14 protein-coding genes and 3 pseudogenes are annotated in these 17,078 nt (G+C 59.1%); 11 read left to right on the forward strand and 6 right to left on the reverse strand.

The genetic code is table 11. The features are described 5' to 3' along the window. The first annotated feature begins 82 nt into the window (after positions 1-82). The gene (locus IVB13_RS08370; RefSeq protein ID WP_247488327.1) at positions 83-256 is read left to right on the forward strand and encodes a hypothetical protein; all 174 of its coding nucleotides are present in this window, start codon (positions 83-85) and stop codon (positions 254-256) included. Between the two features lie 1,328 nt (positions 257-1,584). On the opposite strand, the gene IVB13_RS08375 is transcribed toward IVB13_RS08370, so the two are convergent. Continuing rightward, positions 1,585-1,800, reverse strand: coding sequence for a hypothetical protein (locus IVB13_RS08375; RefSeq protein ID WP_247488328.1), 216 nt, complete (start codon positions 1,798-1,800; stop codon positions 1,585-1,587). Between the two features lie 234 nt (positions 1,801-2,034). Here IVB13_RS08375 and IVB13_RS08380 point away from each other — a divergent pair, with 234 nt between their 5' ends. The 5 genes and pseudogenes from IVB13_RS08380 to IVB13_RS08400 all read left to right on the forward strand — a co-directional run bounded on the left by IVB13_RS08380 (position 2,035) and on the right by IVB13_RS08400 (position 8,562). Next, positions 2,035-3,810: an adenylate/guanylate cyclase domain-containing protein gene (locus IVB13_RS08380; RefSeq protein WP_247488330.1), complete on the forward strand. Its 1,776-nt coding sequence runs from the start codon at positions 2,035-2,037 to the stop codon at positions 3,808-3,810. Positions 3,811-4,446: 636 nt separating this feature from the next. Further along, positions 4,447-4,974: a hypothetical protein gene (locus tag IVB13_RS08385; RefSeq protein WP_247488332.1), complete on the forward strand. Its 528-nt coding sequence runs from the start codon at positions 4,447-4,449 to the stop codon at positions 4,972-4,974. A 98-nt stretch (positions 4,975-5,072) separates the two neighbouring features. Further along, complete coding sequence (locus tag IVB13_RS08390; RefSeq protein ID WP_247488334.1) at positions 5,073-5,330, forward strand: hypothetical protein; 258 nt, start codon at positions 5,073-5,075, stop codon at positions 5,328-5,330. A gap of 346 nt (positions 5,331-5,676) precedes the next feature. Next, positions 5,677-6,884, forward strand: a pseudogene (locus IVB13_RS08395) (OpgC domain-containing protein). A 1,279-nt stretch (positions 6,885-8,163) separates the two neighbouring features. After that, positions 8,164-8,562: a response regulator gene (locus tag IVB13_RS08400; RefSeq protein ID WP_247488395.1), complete on the forward strand. Its 399-nt coding sequence runs from the start codon at positions 8,164-8,166 to the stop codon at positions 8,560-8,562. A 385-nt stretch (positions 8,563-8,947) separates the two neighbouring features. Here the strand turns inward: IVB13_RS08400 and IVB13_RS08405 are convergent, their stop codons facing one another. The 3 genes from IVB13_RS08405 to IVB13_RS08415 form a co-directional block, all read right to left on the reverse strand. Next, positions 8,948-9,289 (reverse strand): hypothetical protein, encoded by a 342-nt coding sequence (locus IVB13_RS08405; protein ID WP_247488336.1) that lies wholly within the window; start codon positions 9,287-9,289, stop codon positions 8,948-8,950. A 569-nt stretch (positions 9,290-9,858) separates the two neighbouring features. Continuing rightward, positions 9,859-10,647, reverse strand: a complete 789-nt coding sequence (locus IVB13_RS08410) for a GGDEF domain-containing protein (RefSeq protein ID WP_247488340.1) — start codon at positions 10,645-10,647, stop codon at positions 9,859-9,861. A 181-nt stretch (positions 10,648-10,828) separates the two neighbouring features. Next, the gene (locus IVB13_RS08415; RefSeq protein WP_247488342.1) at positions 10,829-11,731 is read right to left on the reverse strand and encodes a GNAT family N-acetyltransferase; all 903 of its coding nucleotides are present in this window, start codon (positions 11,729-11,731) and stop codon (positions 10,829-10,831) included. A gap of 404 nt (positions 11,732-12,135) precedes the next feature. On the opposite strand from IVB13_RS08415, the gene IVB13_RS08420 reads away from it, so the two are divergent. After that, positions 12,136-12,348 (forward strand): hypothetical protein, encoded by a 213-nt coding sequence (locus IVB13_RS08420; protein WP_247488344.1) that lies wholly within the window; start codon positions 12,136-12,138, stop codon positions 12,346-12,348. Between the two features lie 80 nt (positions 12,349-12,428). Here the strand turns inward: IVB13_RS08420 and IVB13_RS40370 are convergent, their stop codons facing one another. Further along, the gene (locus IVB13_RS40370; RefSeq protein ID WP_346732275.1) at positions 12,429-13,061 is read right to left on the reverse strand and encodes a transporter; all 633 of its coding nucleotides are present in this window, start codon (positions 13,059-13,061) and stop codon (positions 12,429-12,431) included. A gap of 147 nt (positions 13,062-13,208) precedes the next feature. Continuing rightward, a complete protein-coding gene (locus tag IVB13_RS40375; protein ID WP_346283629.1) occupies positions 13,209-13,493 on the reverse strand; it encodes a hypothetical protein in 285 nt (94 codons plus the stop codon). A 52-nt stretch (positions 13,494-13,545) separates the two neighbouring features. On the opposite strand from IVB13_RS40375, the gene IVB13_RS08430 reads away from it, so the two are divergent. From IVB13_RS08430 to IVB13_RS08440, 4 genes and pseudogenes are all read left to right on the forward strand, one after another. Next, positions 13,546-14,244, forward strand: a complete 699-nt coding sequence (locus IVB13_RS08430; RefSeq protein WP_247488346.1) for a carbohydrate porin — start codon at positions 13,546-13,548, stop codon at positions 14,242-14,244. Further along, a pseudogene (locus IVB13_RS40035) lies at positions 14,184-14,696 on the forward strand (carbohydrate porin); the annotation flags it as partial. The gene IVB13_RS08430 and the pseudogene IVB13_RS40035, both read left to right, overlap by 61 nt. Before the next feature lie 109 nt (positions 14,697-14,805). Then, positions 14,806-14,910, forward strand: a complete 105-nt coding sequence (locus IVB13_RS40040) for a hypothetical protein (RefSeq protein WP_253075720.1) — start codon at positions 14,806-14,808, stop codon at positions 14,908-14,910. 563 nt (positions 14,911-15,473) lie between these two features. Next, positions 15,474-16,491 (forward strand): annotated as a pseudogene (locus tag IVB13_RS08440) (IS110 family transposase). Positions 16,492-17,078 lie beyond the last annotated feature (587 nt).

Consider the following 17,078-nt stretch of genomic DNA (forward strand, 5'->3'; position numbering starts at 1 on the left):
TCACTGTCCATAAGGACAGTTCTCAACAACAAGCCTCATTCGGCAAGGCGGCCTTCACCGGACGCATACGGATTTTGTCCTTATGAGCAGACGATCGAGCGACCCGCAAAAGCGCGCACTTTTCGAACGCTTGGCAGATGAGCTCGCCATAGAGGCTCTCGAACTCGAGCAGGTGGTGAAGCTGCAAAGCCGGCGCTCCGGTCACAGCGACATGGATAAAGTCGTGCCCCTCCACGTGCGTCCAGATCGTCGCTGACCCAATCCCTTTCCATTTGTGGGCGTCGATACGAACCCCTCCGACCCATGCGGCGGCCGCCCGATCTATGTAAGGCCCGAGCTCGCCGCTCGGATGGCGCGACCAAGCAGATAGATAGCTCGCCGCCAAAAAGCCAATCCCCGGCTCGCTCCACTAGGGGATCGGCGGCTTGCAATCTTTGCAAATGTCGTCGGATTAACTACTAAATAATAAAACGGGAATTAAATAAATTAAATCATGGACGAGGTTTAAATTTGGATTAGGATGCGAATGCTTGGCGCCGGACGAACGCGTCAAGGACCTCCTGGAAGCGGCCCCATCATCCTGCCCCCAGCTTACGCCGTCAAAAGGATGTAGGGGCCGCTTCTTTTCTTTGGCAAATTGGGAGGCGAATCATGCAGTTCCTGTCATTAGGTGATTGGTTTTTCATCTCCGCAGCGACGGGTACGCTCCTACTGGTCGAGGTCGGAGTTTTGATCATTGTGGGCGTGATCTGAGCCGGACGTTTTCCCTCAATTTCAATTTCAGCGCTCCCAGCGCGCGGACTGCACTTTATGCCCTCCATAGTGTCTACGCACTTCAGCACAGAGCTTTCCGAGCGACGCTCCCATGGTCGCGGGCGTGCGCCTGCTGCCTGCCTCTCTTCCACTCCTATGAGGGCGCGACGGTACCATATGGGAAGCGACTTTAGCTAGGCAACCGTTCTTCATGGCAAAAAGGCCGCCCGGCTTAAATAAGCGCGGACGGCGGCAGCCCGGGAGCGTGAGCAAAACCGGTGCTGGCAAATTGTACATCCGAATCGTGGAGTCTGAGCAAAATTGCTCACTAAAGCAAACCACGTGAGGCGGCCATACTCCTTCTGGACCTCTATTCGCGGGCAGTGTTCACACCGGAAGACTGAGACCTTGCGGCGCAGTCCCATGGCTCCCATCGTGCCGAAAGGATTGCCCGATGTTGTACATGGTGCCTTTCATGTCGTTTTCGGCGGGCGCAATTCGCTGTTGGTCCATGCTTGAAAATCCGGGACCTGCATTGGATCGATGTCGTCGCACTTGATACACCGAAACTTGCGACCGCCTGTCCTGACGATCACGAAGTGCATCGGCGTACCGCAGTTAGGGCAGATCGGTCGGGGAGGGTTTTTTGGCATGCTACTCACGCTGAAAACGCGCGAGTCTTCTGCTCACTGTCATCGGATAGCTGCGGAAGATAGGCCGATGATGGAGCTACTCTAGTTAACAATTGTGGCCGCTGCATGAAAACGAACAGGACTACGTATTGTCACGTAGCCGCCCTGGTGCAACGGCGAGGTCATTTCTTCGGTCACCTCAGTCCGAGCGGTTCGCTTCGCTGCCTCGTCCGCCAATAGTCGTCGCCCGCGATCCCAGCGTAGACTCTCTGATCTGATCGCGCAGTTGGTGCAATTCGTTCAACTGAGTTCTTAAATTAGCTGCCGTCGCTGCGACGGCTGCAATTCGCACTTCGGTCAGGGCTGCAATCCGCGAGTCCACGGCGGCTTCAATGCGCCGCTTAAGAGAACTCATCGGATACCTCCAATTAATGGAACTCTACTACGAAAATCACGAATGTGGCAGTGTGGCACTGTGGCAGTGTGCTTTACTGGTCAATATTGCTCATACTGCAAATATTAATGCAGACGAGTAGTCCTTCGGTTTGCGGATCGGCCGCATGGCCGCTTCGGGTCTTGGTCATCGCCGGATCCCTTGGCACCTGCAACCAAATGCGTAGACTAGCCCCGAACGAGCCAGGAGAGAGCTTTGGCGATCGAGCGGCCAAACCGACGGCTGACGACGATCCTCGCGGCTGATGCAGTCGGCTATAGTCGGCTTGTGGGGATTGACGAGGAAGGCACGCTCGATCGCCTCCGGACCGTCCGCAATGACCTCATCAATCCTATGATCGCCGCCCATCGCGGGCGTATCGTCAAAACTACTGGGGATGGCTTGCTGGCCGAGTTCGCCTCGGTTGTGGATGCAGTTCGTTCGGCGATCGGTATGCAACAGGCCATGGCCGAGAGCAATTCTGGCCTCGTACAGGATAGGCGCATTGAGTTCCGCATCGGAATCAATCTCGGTGACGTGGTCGTGGAGGACGATGGCGACCTCATGGGCGACGGCGTCAATGTGGCGGCGCGATTGGAGGGCACTGCCGACCCTGGTGGTATTTGCCTTTCTAGTGCAGTCTATGACCAGGTGCGTGGCAAAATGGATATCACCGCGCAAGATCGCGGTCGGCAGCAGCTAAAGAACATCGCCGAGCTGGTGCAGATCTATTCGATTTCACCCGCGCAACCCGCAGCAGCAGCGCCGCACACGACCGTCGCACCGCGACTCTCTATCGTTGTCTTGCCCTTCGTCAATCTCGATGGCAACAGCGAGCAGGACTACTTCGTCGACGGTGTCACTGAAAGCCTCACAACCGACCTGTCGCGTATTCCTGGCGCCTTTGTCATAGCTCGCAACACTGCCTTCACTTTCAAAGGCAAGCCAGTGGACGTCCGGGTGATCGGGCGAGAACTTGGTGTGCGCTACGTGTTGGAAGGCAGCGTGCAAGGTGGCGAGGCCCGCATTCGTGTCAACGCGCAGCTCATCGACACGGAAACCGGCGCACACCTCTGGGCTGAGCGCTTCGACAAGCCGCGCGCCGACATCTTCGACATGCAGGACGAAATCACCACGCGCCTCGCCCGGACGGTGGGTGTCGAGCTCGTTGCCGCAGAGGGCCGCCGCGCCGAACGCGAACGACCGAACAATATGGATGCCGGGGACTTGGCCATGCGCGGCTGGGCAATCCTCAACCAACCCTTGTCGCTGCGCCGCGACAGCGCCGCGTGTGACCTGTTCGAGGCGGCGCTCCGGTTGGACGATTGCAACGTCGAGGCGTTGGTCGGTCTTGCTTTCTACCATGGTAATGACCTTCGCACCTTCGCCTCGACCAATCGGGACGAACAGCTACGCATCGCCCAGATGGCCATCACTGAGGCACTGAGGCTCGCTCCGTCCAACGCTTTAGCCCATTTCGTTCACGCCAATCTCCTCCATGTCTCAGGCGCGACGGAACGCGCGCTGCGCGAACTTCAGTTCGCTATTGCGCTCGATCGTAATCTGGCTTGGGCCCATGCTGATGCAGGCTTTCTTAAGGTACTACTGGGGCGAGCTGAAGAGGCAGAAGCTGACCTCACAAAGGCGATCCGGCTTAGCCCACGGGACCCTGCGCTCGATCGCTGGTATGCCCTACTCGGTATCGCCGACCTGTTCCTCGGCAGGCTCAACTCAGCGTTGGATCGGCTCCGCAAATCGGTCGAAATGAATCCGAACGTCGCGATGGCTCACTTTTTTCTAGCCGCGGCGTTCGCGCTGAGCGGCCGCGCTGCCGATGCGCGGGAGGAGCGGAATGCCGGCCTCGAGCTGGACCCGCACTTTACTGTTGCAAGATTTCGAAACGAGCGACGCAGTGAAAACCCGTGCTTCCTGGCTCAACGCGAGCGCATCTACGAGGGCCTAAGCTTGGCGGGCGTCCCAGAAGGCAAATAGGTTTGTACGGGCAAGCGGCAAAGTAGTTCTAGCAAATCAGGAGAATCCCGCAGGGGGTGGCCCAGCGGGACGAGTTGCCTGCTAAGGTCAACAGCGTCGAATTGCTTGCTTCGCCGCCATGTCCGGTCTCGCCTCAACTCCCGACCGACCCGATCGCGATCTACGCCTTCGGTCCAACAACGGGCTTATCGCGCCTCACCTCCTCTGGAAATTTCCAACGACCATCGAGAAGTTCTTCCCGCGTGGGCCCTTAACACGATGGATTCCTGCAAACCGTGCGATCCGGCAGGACTGCTCATCGTTGATAATCGTGCCGCGATACCTTCGTTTGTGAAATTGCTAGCTCAAGAGAGTTTCGTCGACACCGGCAGAATTTTCACACCGTCTCGACTTGCAGTCGTTATTCATTAGGCGTTGGACCCGAAACGGAGTAGCGTTTTGCAGCAGTCAAGCGGATTACTTGCCTGACAGCTGCACAAAACGGCGACCCACCGAAGTCTCCGCCTCCACTTAAGTGCAGCCCAGTGCCGTCGGTAGGCAAACTCTTTCCAAAATTGCTGTCCCAAACACGTCTCACGCTCGCGGTCTGCTGACCGCGACGCGCGCCGTCGGCCACCCGGTTAAAGGAGGAACAACATGAAAATGAGCAATGTAGTTCCCAGCGCGTTATCTGTAGCAAAGTACACTTATGTCGCGGCGACCATATGGGTAGCTCCGGCTGCTCTCATCAAATCGGCTCATCTCTTTGAAAGGATTGGACTCGCTACGGTTGGAGGCTCGTGCGGCCTGTACGTGGCCGCAGCATTGATGCGCCTGGAAAACGAACTGTTTGGAAGCGGCTGGTTCATCTTGTTGATGATGCTCTACGGAGCTTTCAGCTTCTATATCGGCATCGATCTGCCTGGCCGTCCTGTTCAGGGAGCGACTTCGAGACTCCCGGAAGAGCGGAACCGTGGCACCGATGCGGCTCAGATCTTCAGTGCGGCAGGCACATTCGTTGCCGCGATTGCGGCGTTTCTGTCTGTCAGCATGATTGTCGTTGATCAGGTCCTGTCTCAAGGTTCGATCATTCTGATCGCATGCTGTTGGGCGATTGGTTCTTCGCTTCAAATTGCGGCGGGCTCCATCGCTCGCAACGGCGTGCTCGAAGATGATGGCGAGTAACTGACGCTGCAATTGCTCTGACGCCACTGGTCTTTGTTTGAGCGGCGCGACAGTGAGAGGCACACGGACAAGACGGAGCAAACAAAGAAAGTCATTGAATGAGTAGTCAACGTGTTGCCTATCCTCCAGAAGAGCTTGCGAACTTCTCTCCCGAAGAGCTCGCCAGCTTCAGAACGGTTTTTGAGGATGCGATAGGTTCATTCTCACCTAGACTGCTCACAACCTCCAACCGTTTGCAGGTTGCGCAAAACATCCTCGCTCGTGCGGCGACTGGTGAGCGTGATCAAAGCGAACTGCGGCTTGCGGCATTCGCAAACGTCAACGAACGTCGCCGCTATGGCGGCGGCGTCCCGTAGCCAATGTGCGGGAATGACGATGACAGCGGTCCGATCGCGATGTGAAACGGTGGTTTTCAAGTATCCATTCCGGATCGCAAGCATCGAGCGGCTGCTACCGGCGGGCTCGTATGAGGTCATTACCGACGAAGAGTTGATGGAAGGCTCGTTAATTCCATCCCTTCGGTGCGTCGCCACCAGGATGATCGTGCCTGCCCCGCCACGTAGTCCTGCCGTTGAGATGGTAGTGATCAGTTCGACCGAACTATCCATAGCTCGCGAGACGATGCGCTGGTGTCCCGAAAATGATGTGCCTGTTGACATCGACAAGCATCGCGACATGCCCTCGCCAAGCTTCCGGCGGATGATGGTGGAGATCGAAAGCAAGGCGTTGCGCGGTCAGCAGCCGCTACGTGAATCCGAGTTGCTTGCGATTCCCGCGCAGTCAGTGGTGGGCGCGCTACCAGTGCTGAAACGGTTTCGCCGGGACTTGCGCATCGATGCGTGCCGTGGCATCGCGCTATGGTGCATCTTTCTTGACCATGTCCCCAACAACATCGGAAGCTGGCTGACGCTGCGGAATTATGGTTTTAGCGATACCGCGGAAGTGTTCATGTTCCTCTCGGGTGTGACCTGCGCGCTGGCTTACGGCAAGGCAAGTCGGTGCGATGGTTGGCCGAGTGTGGTCAGCCGTACGCTGTGGCGAAGCTGGGACATCTATGCGGCATTTCTGCTGCTCACTCTCGCTTGCGCCATCATGGGTTACCTCGCCGGCGGCGGCAGGATTGCCGACGAAAGCAACACGCGCATTCTGCTGGAACAGCCGGGCGCGGCGCTCGCCCATGCAGCGATCCTGCAATACCGCCCAGTCAACTCCGATGTCTTGCCGCTTTTCGTGATTTATCATCTTCTATTCGCACCGTTGCTGTGGCTGATGCTGCGAATGCCGAACGTAATGCTTGGCGCGTCGCTTTGCTTTATGCGCTGGTGCACGTCTTCGGTTGGTCCGTCCCGGCATGGCACAATGACGTCTGGTTCTTCAATCCGCTGGCTTGGCAGCTGCTGGTTGTTCTTGGTGCCTGGTGGGTCATCGAGGGCAAGACGTTTTGGCCGTGGGTGACCTCGCGCACGGCGCTTGCAATTGCCATTCTCTACCTGGTTTTCGACCTGACGATCGCATTGAGTTGGAGCATTGGACCCGTGGTTTCACAAATGCTGGCTGAGCTGGTTTACCCGCCGGACAAATCGAATCTCGCGCCGTTGCGCCTGCTGCATTTTGTTGCTCTCGCGATTCTGGTTGCGTGGGTCGTGCCTCGCGATTGGCGTTGGCTTACGACTCCGGTCATGCGTGGGGCGATCCGCTGTGGCGAGAACTCCCTGGCAATCTATTGCATCGGCATCCTGCTGGCGCTTGCCGGCCACATCGTACTGATTGATATCTCGGATGGGCTTGCCATGCAGATCACGCTGAGTCTCGCTGGCATCTTGGTCATGATTGCGGCCGCAACGTTCCTGAACTCGATCCGGATCAAACCGGCGGCAAACACGATCGGCGGGAAGACTATGATCTCCTGAGAATGGTAAGGAAACGCCGTAACCTGATTAGAATCGCCACCACTTACGACGCAGCGGATGCAGTGGCAGTTCGCTTGGGGGTGAGAGTCCGCCTTGGGTTCACAAGCCGCCAAAGCGGCGCCCCTTCTGGTCTGTGCTCTTGAGCTGACATGCAGCGACGCGGCGTCAACGGAAGCCATGGGCCGGACGTCGCACGTGAGGCCGATATGAAAGAAGGCCGCCTCAATGGTGGGCTTCGGGTGAGCTGTGCTCGGCAGAGGTGCCGAGCGACGGCCGATGGCAAACAACTGACAATTAGCGACCCCTTACAAGCGCCCTCTGCAGGTCTGGCGATACCTGCGGCAATTTCCTTCGCCTCGTTCGCCCAATTCGTCCTTGTTGAGGCAGGCTTGTCGCAATTCGGCACACGCATCCCTCCGAACTGGTCGTTGGCAGGTCTCCCGGTATCTGCGGCAATTTCCCTCGCCCCGCTCGCCGAGCATGTCCTTACTTTCGCAGGCACGCCGCAGTTGCTCGCATTCCCCGCCCCCCATACGCACGCCTCCCGGTCCAATCTCAAGGGATTGGGAAAAGGCCGAGACCGGAATTACAAAAAGAGCAGCTGCCGCTGCGGCGCCGAACACAAATTTTCGCATTCCTTGCAACATTCCTGATCCTCCAGTTGGTGTGGGTCGCTGGACCGCCACTCTTAGTTGGCGCACACCCTAACTTAGTGGTTTAGCGGGTCTGTCTCCGGCTTAGCTGCGCGTTCTTGGTAGATTACAGTGCGGCGTCGAATTGGTTCCACGGCTCGGGACGATGTAGTTTAACGCTTTCAGTCCTTAGATGACTTCAATGGTGGACATGAAGGCCTGACCAAGCAGGCAGTTCAAGACCCGACGTCACAACGGCTGGAGCTTAGGTCGGCAGCTGGTCACAGGCCGACTTCCGAACCGACTTGAGCCTAGGTCGGCTTATTTCCTGACGGCAGACACGGCGGCCCTGTCAGCGAACGGCGCGACTGGCCAGAAGCAGATGGTTCACGCGGCAAGCTCATCTTCATCTTTGTTGCTCTCGCCTGGACTCGCCTTAGAACCAACTTGCCGAAATTTCCCGATCGTGGTTACGACTTGTTGGTTGCTTGTCACTACCTTGCGAGGCAATCTCCGGCTTAATCAGAGAGACATCGCGCCTGCTAAACATCCCGTATGCCTAATTTTCCCGGGCTATGGAACCTTTTGCTTCTGTGCACTTTGTAACATCCAGCGAAAGTACGAGTACGGGGAAAGCCTTGACGGAAATGCCATCCATCCTTGTCATCGAGGATGACGACGCGATCCAGAGCCTTGTTGAGGATGCGCTGAACGAGGGAGGCTTCGAGACCGCCGTCGCAAGTACCGGCGAGGAAGCCGTGCCCCTCCTTAAAGGGGGGCTCGTTACATACGGCGGCCTCGTGACTGACATTAATCTGCTGGGAAGGTTCAACGGCTGGGAGGTAGCGCGCGCAGCACGTGAGGTCGATCCGAGCTTTGCCGTGGTCTATATGTCCGGCGTGGCCGCTGACGAATGGCTGGTACTAGGGGTTCCCAACAGCATAATGCTTCATAAACCGTTCGCGCCCGTGCAGCTCGTGACGGCAGTTTCCGACCTCCTCAACGGCTGCTTGAGTCCCAAAGCACCAGACGAACCCTTCGGCTAGCTTGGTGCTCAGATGGCGCGATTCTTCTTCGGCCTTTGCGGTACAGAAAACGTCAGTGATCCCGGCGGCCTCGTCTTTGAGCACGAAATAGATGCCTTCCGTGCGGCTCAAAGACTTGCTGAAGAACTAGCAAGTAGCCGACCCCATTTGAGAGAAAATACATGGGTGGTCGTGAGTCGGAACGATAGCGCCAGCGCTTATTATCTGACCCTTTAACATTCATTCCCGATTGCCATTCCGTAACATGCCGTTATGAACCGGCGATAGCCTGCCGAGTACAACGCACACATGCCAGGAAGCCACTCCAAATCAGCACGGAAGGAAAAAGATGAACGGCCCTCGGGGGAGTATCCCGATCTTAGAACGTCGTGCCTCAAAACGGCTTTCAGTCAATCAACCCGCGCTGCTCCGCTTTCGCGACATTCGTGGAGTTCATCCATGTGTTGTGAGAAATCTCAGCGAAGAAGGAGCCTGCCTTAGCTCTCCGGTCCGCATTTTCACCGATGAGCTTGACCTGTCGGTTGACGGCTTCAAGAGTACTCTGAGGTGCGAAGTTGTGTGGAGGGACGAGCATTTGTATGGCGTAAAATTCAAAGGCGGCAAACACACATGCGTCCCGTTGTGATGCAGCCTCGGCACCGGCCCTGAGTAGCACTTTCGGCAGAGCAGCCAGTGTGCTGGCTGACTTGAAATGCGGCCTCCTGAGGAACAACGCCCGCATGTCCATTGAGGGTCAAAATGCGAAGAACTCAGCCTGAGCAGATCTAGTCCGCCGTGCCTCACTAAGCGGACCTCAACAAGGTGCGCGGCTACTTCGCTGATGGCCAATAGGCGACATGGACCACATCGACAAAATGAAAGAGGCCGCCCACTAAGGCATCGGGTATGACAAGGCCCCGACGTGGGCGCCGGCCTTACTTGGCACTGTTTTTTTCAAGGCACTCCAGTTTATCTAGCTGACCGGCTAAACCCCGCAAAGTTCTGGCGATGTTTTTGAGGACGGCGGCGCGATCCTCGGAAGGGCTAACCCGACTCGAAAGTGTAGAATAGTGTCAGCAGCTTTTTGGCACTGTGTAATGCTAATCATCATTGCACTCTGACTTGTGTTCCGGCCACGGGATCTTTGCAGGCATCGCAGATTAAAGCTGAGCAAAATTGCTCACTCAAATCAGGCCACTCCCAAAATCGAACTAGGCCACTAGCGTCGGAAACAGGCCAGTACCATCGTGGCGGATGGGAACGGATCAAGAAACTGGTACCCTTCGGGAACGCGCCGTTTGAGGTCCGTTCGGGGGGCTACGCCGCGACCGAGTCCGCCAGGACGTCCGCCCGGACCACGCGATTGCGACCTCGGTGTTTGGCGGCATAGAGCGCCTGATCGGCCATGCGCATGACCTTGCCCAGATCCATTTCGCCATGGGATTGGGCGAGCCCGATGCTGATCGTCACGTTGGTCGAGGCACCTTCGCCGACGACTACTTCGGCGGCGCAGGCCTGCCGCAGATCTTCGGCGTATTGGGCAGCGCGTTCCCTGGATACCCCGGTCATCACAACGGCGAACTCCTCGCCGCCATGCCTTGCCACCAGCATTTGCCTTCGCTCGGCGAAGGAGCACAACACCTGCGCGACCGCGATGAGCACCTTGTCTCCGAAGTCGTGCCCGAACTGGTCGTTGATCGCCTTGAAGCGGTCGATGTCGCACATCAGCACCGTGGTCGGCAGGTTAGCATCGCGCGCCTTGGTGAGGGCCGATTCGGCAGCCTGGTCGAAGCCACGTCGGTTGAGCAGTCCGATCAGCTGGTCGGTGCCGGAGATTCGCTGCAGCTCGGCGCGCGTCAGCGCCAGCTCGCGCATCGTCAGCGCGGACCGGTAGCTCAGGGCGGCCGTCAGCAGCCCCGAAATCATCATGCTGATGAGGATAGACGATTTGGTCACGAAGCCGACGCGCACCAACGCATCCGGATCGGATCCGAACTGTAGGAAGCACAGGGACAACGTCAAGAGGACGGTCAGACCGACGCTCACGGCAGAGCGGCCCATCGTGTGGCGCAGCGCGTCCCGGTGCGTAATGATGTCGTTGGCCATGGCTCTGCGTAAAGCGACCAGCATCCGCCCCCTCACCTTCACGGCAGGTTAAGGCACGCTCCGCTGCGCAGACGCCGTTAACGCCGACCTAAAGACGAAGCTCAATTTGCGATGGCCCGCCTTGAAAAGCGCAGCGGCCCGGCCGCAGACATTTCAGCACTGCGAGTCTCACCACACGATGTCACATGAAGCCCGGATTGCGAGGCAGATACTGGGCCCAACTGCCGAAATCGCGCGACGACATCAGAAGCATCGGAAACTTGATCCGCATGCCGCACTCGAGCGCCGCCGAGAGGGCCGCTTCGCTCGAGCCGGGCAAGAATGCCGACACCTGCGAGGCGCCGCTCTCTGCGGCGAGGCGCAGCGCCGTCCTGAAGGCGGTGGCCATCGCGCTGGACTGCAGCACCGCGACAGGTCCGGCGTGGCCGCCGGCATCGACGTAAGCGTAGCCCAGCCAATCAGCTCCATCGTAGAGGCTGAAGCCTCGCGTCCGGCTGTCGTTGATGAGATATCGGTGGTGCTTCTCGCGCGAGATCCCAAGCACCCGCTCGTCCGCCTGCGCGAGGCGAGCCAGCGTCGAAGCTTCTTCGTCGAGCGGAGCGCATTCGAATTGCGGCCCATTCAGGCGACCGACCAAATGCTCCCGGGGCGCGCTGACGCTGTAGATCGGAAATCGCGGAAACAGTCCGTGGCGGATGTAGAGCCCCTGCGATACGGCGTTGAAGGCAAATGTGATCAGAACCCTGTTGGAAGCGCCGGACTTCTCGGCGTGATCCAGCGTCCGTTTGATCAGCTCGTTGCCGATGCTCCCACCCTGACGGTCGGGAGATACGAAGAGCTGCGCCAGAAACCAGATGTCGCCGCAGACCCAGCTCCAGGCGAAGCCCAGGATCCGGCCGTCGGCTTCCGCGACCCAGAGACCGTCGGGATCGTCCGCCAGTGAGAACAACTGAAAGATCGGCTGGCTTGGGGAGGCCATTTGCCCGAAACCATGGCGGACCGTGAGATCGTTGATGCTGGACACGACAAGCGCGTCGGCGAACTCCAGATCTTCCGCGCGGGCGGGCCGGTAAACCACTGTCATCGAACAACTCCACGACCACGCGGCCCCCGAAAGGGTCTCGACACCTACTGCCGACGGATCAGCCTCAACAGCGCGGACTACTCCTCCAGAGGCTTCAGCGGCCCGTCCGCCCACTTGCGGGCTTCAAGTCGCGCAACGGGTCGTCGTCACAACCGGTGCAGACGTACCGCAATTCCCTATGAGCGACTTCGTCGGGCACAGCCTTCATCGGCCTGCCGCACGCAGGGCAGGCCTTCCGGACGGATAGAACACCGGCATCTGATTTCCCCTGCGATGGCCAGTCTACGTCCGCCGGCATCGCGATCTCAAGACCGACACGGAAAGTTGCATGCGCGTGCCGACGCTTCTTGACTCCGCGACCGCAGGCTACTCAACTCCGGGCAGTGATGTTGCGAGGGTGCGTCATGGAGCAGGAATTCTATCGGAGCCTCGCGCAGCGGGTCCGGGACATCGCCGAGCAGGCCGATCCGTTCACCCGACGTCGCCTCTTGGATCTCGCCAAGCGGTACGATGCCAAGGGCAGCCCGACTGCCCGATCCGGAGTAACCGAGCGGCCACTGCTGGTGCCGCGCACGACGCCACCGATCTCGACCTTCACCGGACCAGGCGAGGCCTGACAGGCGGCAGGCTCATCCTGCCGGCTCCTCCACAGTGGGCACGTCGTCTTCGGTCAGCGTCATCTCCAACCGAAGGCTGTTCAGGCGCTGCTATGCCGAAACCTGGCGCCCCGCTCAGGACGAAATTGAACCGTGAAACGGCCACGAGAGCCGTCAGTGGCTCCTGAAAAATGCGGTCGAGAACCGTAACCTATTTCGTGATCATGCGATGTACCGGGGGGCGGAGGCGCCGCTGCGGGCGAGATGGCAAATGTGAGCCAGCTGTTCCACCCGGTCGGGCGAGCCGCCCCTCCGAATTCCGCGTATCCCTTGAGATTGACGTACCCGTGGAGGCCTTCGCTGAGCGGAAAGACGTAGCCGAACTGCGGCCCGACGCCGAACACCTGCGACCGGAAGCACCCGACCCGGTCGCCAGAGCCGCTGTCGCACCCCAGTTCCTTGTAGGCGTACCCTACCAGACCCACCTGCACCTGCTTGGTCAGGAATTGCGACGCGCCCCAGTCGAGATGCATGTCCACGCCGCTCTGGTACTGCGTCGACGGGTTGACAAAGTTGTACGTAAATCCGAGCACCGCGGATAATTCGGGGCCCGTCGCCGGATTGAAGTAGGTGTACCCGCCGCCGGCATCGATGGCGCCGTGGCCGAGGCCCAGATTCGCCAGTCTCGTGGACTGATAGGCTCCAACAGGTATGTCGCCAGTGACGTAGGTCATGAAGTTGTTGACGCCTGCGTTCCAACGCAGGGAGAATTGAGGAATAACATCGGCGAAGCCCTAAGTGGTATCGCTGAAGCTGTCGGACCGCATGAAGGGGATGCTTCCGACAGGCGTCGAGAGGTTTCCCGACAACGTGCCCGCCAGCTAAGCGCTGGTGACGCCATAGGCACCCACAAGGGCAAACGTTGCCTGGCCGCCAAGCACCGGCGTTGCGAACACGTAGCTCGGGATGACAAAACCCAGATCGCCGGTACCGGTCAGACTCGCGTTCAGGCGGGCCGACAAGTTCGCAGGGACTCTGCCCGTCTGGAGTTCACGCGCCAAGGCCACATCCGAGCCCGCCGATACCGAGGTGTGGTAGTAGACGGTCGCCAGCGACCAACCCGGCTGCTGGGGCGCCGCCGACAGGCTTCCAAAAAAGCCAGGCACCCAGAAACTCACGCCGCCTTCGTCGGCCAATGCACTAGAAGCGGCGCTTTTGATGGCGGTTGTTCTGTTCCTTGCGACCAATGCCATTGGGCAAGAGGATAAGAAGACCGATGACGACAAACCGGCCGATCCCGACACGGGAGAGAGCACGGTGGAGGAAAAGACGCTTGGGTTGCTGCCCAATCCGCTGCAGAAGTACGGCGTGAAGTTCGCGGCGACCTACATCGGCGAGGTGCTCGGCATCGCGTCCGGAGGATTGAAGCAGAGCGCGATCTACGAAGGTCGCCTGAACCTCGCCGTCGACGTCGATTTGCAGAAGCTGATTGGGATCGACAAGCTCACCTTTCACGCCAACATGTTCCTGATCCATGGCGACGGGCTATCGCGCAGTAACCTGCAGAACTTCTTCGTTGTTAGCGGGATCGAGGCTCTGCCGTCGACCCGTCTGTACGACGCCTATTTTGAAAAGCAGTGGGGTGCGAAGCAGGTCTCGCTGAAATTGGGCCAGCTAGCCGCGGACAGCGAATTCTTCAACACCAAGTACACGGACGTGTTCACCAACGCCTCGATGGGTTGGCCAGCCATCACCTCGGTAAATCTGCCCAGCGGTGGACCCTCGCCGCCTTTGGCCGCCATGGGAGGTGCTCGTCAACGTAACCGATCAGCTTGCTGTGCTTGGCGGAATCTTCGATGGCGACCAGGCCGGAGGCGGTCCGGCCGACCCGCAGGAGCGCGACCGCTACGGCCTTAATTTCCGCGTCAACGAATGCGCCGCTGTTGCTCGGGCAGATTCAGTATGCCTGGAATAACAAGAAGGGCGACCCGAGCCTGACCGGCCAGATCAAGTTCGGAGGCTGGCGGCACTTCGGCTCCTTCGCAGATCAGCGGCTCGCGTCGAACGGGGTCTCGCTCGCCGCTGCCGCCAGCAGCAGCGGCGAGCCCTTGCTATTGTCCGGGGATGTCGGAGGGTGGGCGGTTTTCGAGCAGCAGATCCACCGCGTGCCTCATAGCGATGATCGGGGGATCGGCGTGTTCGCCAGGGCCGCAGGCTCGCCTGCCGATCGCAACCTGATCGATCTCTACGCGGATGTGGGCGTTGAGTTCATCGGCCTGCGCGATGACCGCCCTGACGATAAGTTCGGGATCGCCGCGGGTTATGCCCACGTCTCGAAACGAGCGCAAGCACTCGACGCGGATTATCGGACTTTGGTCGATATGACTTGGCCAGTGCGCAGCTTCGAAGGATTGCTGACAGCGGTTTACCAATTATCAGGTCAAGGACGGCTGGACGTTACAGCCCAATTTCCAATACATCGTTCATCCCGGCGGTGGCGCCACGCTGCCGGCGAGCCCGCTTTCCGGCAAGCCTCTCAAGAACGCGTCCGTGTTCGGTCTCAGGACCACGCTCAAGTTCTAGGACGATGTGCTCATGAACATCGTGGCGGCCATGCCCACAAAGCGAAGAGCCATCGCGGCGGTCGCAGCCCGACCGAAACCGTAGCGGGGACCGGTGACGACGAGCTTGCCCATGACCTTCGGTCTCCGGACAAGCACCGTGAGGATGACCATCACGGGCGAGGCGAGTACGCCGTTGCGGCATTCATGCGGATGGCGATATTGTCGTGGTTGAGCAGCGGATGCGAGCCACTCCCAGGCGGCCAGCCCTATGAAAATGACTATTGCTTCGTCTTCGTCGTTGCGGGCGACAGCATCAAGCAGGTTCGTGAATATATGGACACACGGAAAGGCTGGCAGATGATATTCAAGCCGGATTGAAAATAACTCCGGCGCATTCGCCACGAAGTCTGGCCGCTAGCAGGGCCAGGTACCCTCTGAGCCGACATGAACGGTAGCGATGGGCCTTAGGCCGCCATTCGATAAAATGAAAGAGGCCGCCAACTGATGGAGTGGATGGCCCCCTGACGGCATCGATGTGCCAGGATGGTGGTCGTTAGAGATCACCAGCAAAGGGAGCCATCCATGGGCGATATTACAACAAGTGGTCTTGATCTGGCAAAGAGTGTCTTCCAGGTTCATGCGGTCGACGAGATGGGCAGCGTAGTGATGCGCAAGCGGCTGCGACGCAGCCAGGTCCTCGCGTTCTTTGCCGAGATTCCGCCGTGCCTCATCGGCCTCGAAGCCTGCGCGACGGCGCACCATTGGGCTCGTGAGTTGATTGCGCTTGGCCATGAAGCGCGCCTGATGCCGCCCAACTATGTGAAAGCCTATGTGAAGCGTAACAAGCACGACGTGGCCGATGCCGAGGCGATCTGCGAGGCGGTTAGGCGTCCGTCGATGCGCTTCGTCCCGATAAAGACGGCGGAGCAACAATCGGCGCTCATGATGCATCGGGCTCGAGATTTGCTGGTCCGCCAGCGCACCATGCTGGTGAATGCTCTGCGTGGGCACCTGGCCGAGTTCGGTCTTATCGAGGCGCAGGGTCTGCACAAGGTGGCGAAACTGATTGCGATTGTCACCAACGAGAATGATGGGCGTGTACCGGATATTGCCCGTCAGGTGTTGCAGGTAATGGTCAACCACATCGAAGATATTCAGGTACGGATCGTTGGTCTCGAGAAGCAGGTTCTCGCGTGGCATAAGAGCAACCCAGTCAGCCAACGACTGGCTACCATTCCAGGCATCGGGCCGATCATCGCCACGGCCATCGCAGCAACGGTTGCAGATCCCAACACATTCCGTAGCGGCAGAGAGTTTGCCGCCTGGCTCGGGCTAGTGCCGAGACAAAACTCCACCGGGGGCAAGGCGCGCCTCGGTGGAATTAGCAAGCGAGGGGACAGTTATCTCCGTCGCCTGCTGGTCAACAGTGCGCACACGGTGCGAGCAGGATCCGCGAAACCTCTGGCTCGGCAAGATGCGGCAACGGCGCCATCCCAATGTCGCGGCCGTGGCTCTTGCCAACAAGAACGCGCGGATCGTGTGGGCTATGCTCACAGGCGACGCGGCTTATGAGCCGGCGCTTTCGGTGAAGGCGGCCTGAAGCGAAGCGGCAATCAAGGAAAGGAGGTCTCACCGGCAATTGCAACAAATGGCAGGAGATGGCGAAACGGTCACCCCGTCGCTTCCCGAACCTGATGTGTGGACCGGCACGGCTTGCGCCGATGTCTCGGGGCCGTTGAGGTGGAAGCGGGCGAAAACCATCGCGGCTCGCGGCGGAGACGTTGTCCAGCCGCATCAAGAAGCCGGATACACGTCAGCAGTTGTGGCCGTCGATCCCAATCAAGCCGGTCGTTGCAATCGGGCGCGGTCCATATACATCCACACATGAGGCGGCCTTCATAGCAAAAACGCCGCCCGCTTAATATATCGCGGACGGCGGCATTCCAGCCCCGGGAGGGTGAGCAAAATCCCGATGGTGACACAAATTGCATATCCGCATCGTGGAATCTGAGCAAAATTGCTCACTCTTTAGAATGCCAAAGCGGCCTATTCATTTCGGGTGGCCGCAAGCCCTACCGAACAGGGACGGTGCTAGCTACCGTACGCCCTTTCTGTGGGTAGCAAATTCGCTCTGCAAGCATCCGGCTGAAGCGCACCTTACTTGTCTGCCGGATGAAGCGCCGCCTT

It is taken from the genome of Bradyrhizobium sp. 17 (assembly GCF_023073515.1).
Taxonomy (GTDB): domain Bacteria; phylum Pseudomonadota; class Alphaproteobacteria; order Rhizobiales; family Xanthobacteraceae; genus Bradyrhizobium; species Bradyrhizobium canariense_D.

Excerpts from the sequence above, each read along its gene's own strand:
- IVB13_RS40370 (WP_346732275.1), bottom strand. The coding sequence starts at position 13,061 with ATGACCTACGTCACTGGCGACATACCTGTTGGAGCCTATCAGTCCACG.
- IVB13_RS08375 (WP_247488328.1), bottom strand. The coding sequence starts at position 1,800 with ATGAGTTCTCTTAAGCGGCGCATTGAAGCCGCCGTGGACTCGCGGATT.
- IVB13_RS08390 (WP_247488334.1), top strand. The coding sequence starts at position 5,073 with ATGAGTAGTCAACGTGTTGCCTATCCTCCAGAAGAGCTTGCGAACTTC.
- IVB13_RS08370 (WP_247488327.1), top strand. The coding sequence starts at position 83 with ATGAGCAGACGATCGAGCGACCCGCAAAAGCGCGCACTTTTCGAACGC.
- IVB13_RS08430 (WP_247488346.1), top strand. The coding sequence starts at position 13,546 with ATGGCGGTTGTTCTGTTCCTTGCGACCAATGCCATTGGGCAAGAGGAT.
- IVB13_RS08420 (WP_247488344.1), top strand. The coding sequence starts at position 12,136 with ATGGAGCAGGAATTCTATCGGAGCCTCGCGCAGCGGGTCCGGGACATC.
- IVB13_RS08410 (WP_247488340.1), bottom strand. The coding sequence starts at position 10,647 with ATGGCCAACGACATCATTACGCACCGGGACGCGCTGCGCCACACGATG.
- IVB13_RS08385 (WP_247488332.1), top strand. The coding sequence starts at position 4,447 with ATGAAAATGAGCAATGTAGTTCCCAGCGCGTTATCTGTAGCAAAGTAC.
- IVB13_RS08415 (WP_247488342.1), bottom strand. The coding sequence starts at position 11,731 with ATGACAGTGGTTTACCGGCCCGCCCGCGCGGAAGATCTGGAGTTCGCC.
- IVB13_RS08405 (WP_247488336.1), bottom strand. The coding sequence starts at position 9,289 with ATGGACATGCGGGCGTTGTTCCTCAGGAGGCCGCATTTCAAGTCAGCC.
- IVB13_RS08400 (WP_247488395.1), top strand. The coding sequence starts at position 8,164 with ATGCCATCCATCCTTGTCATCGAGGATGACGACGCGATCCAGAGCCTT.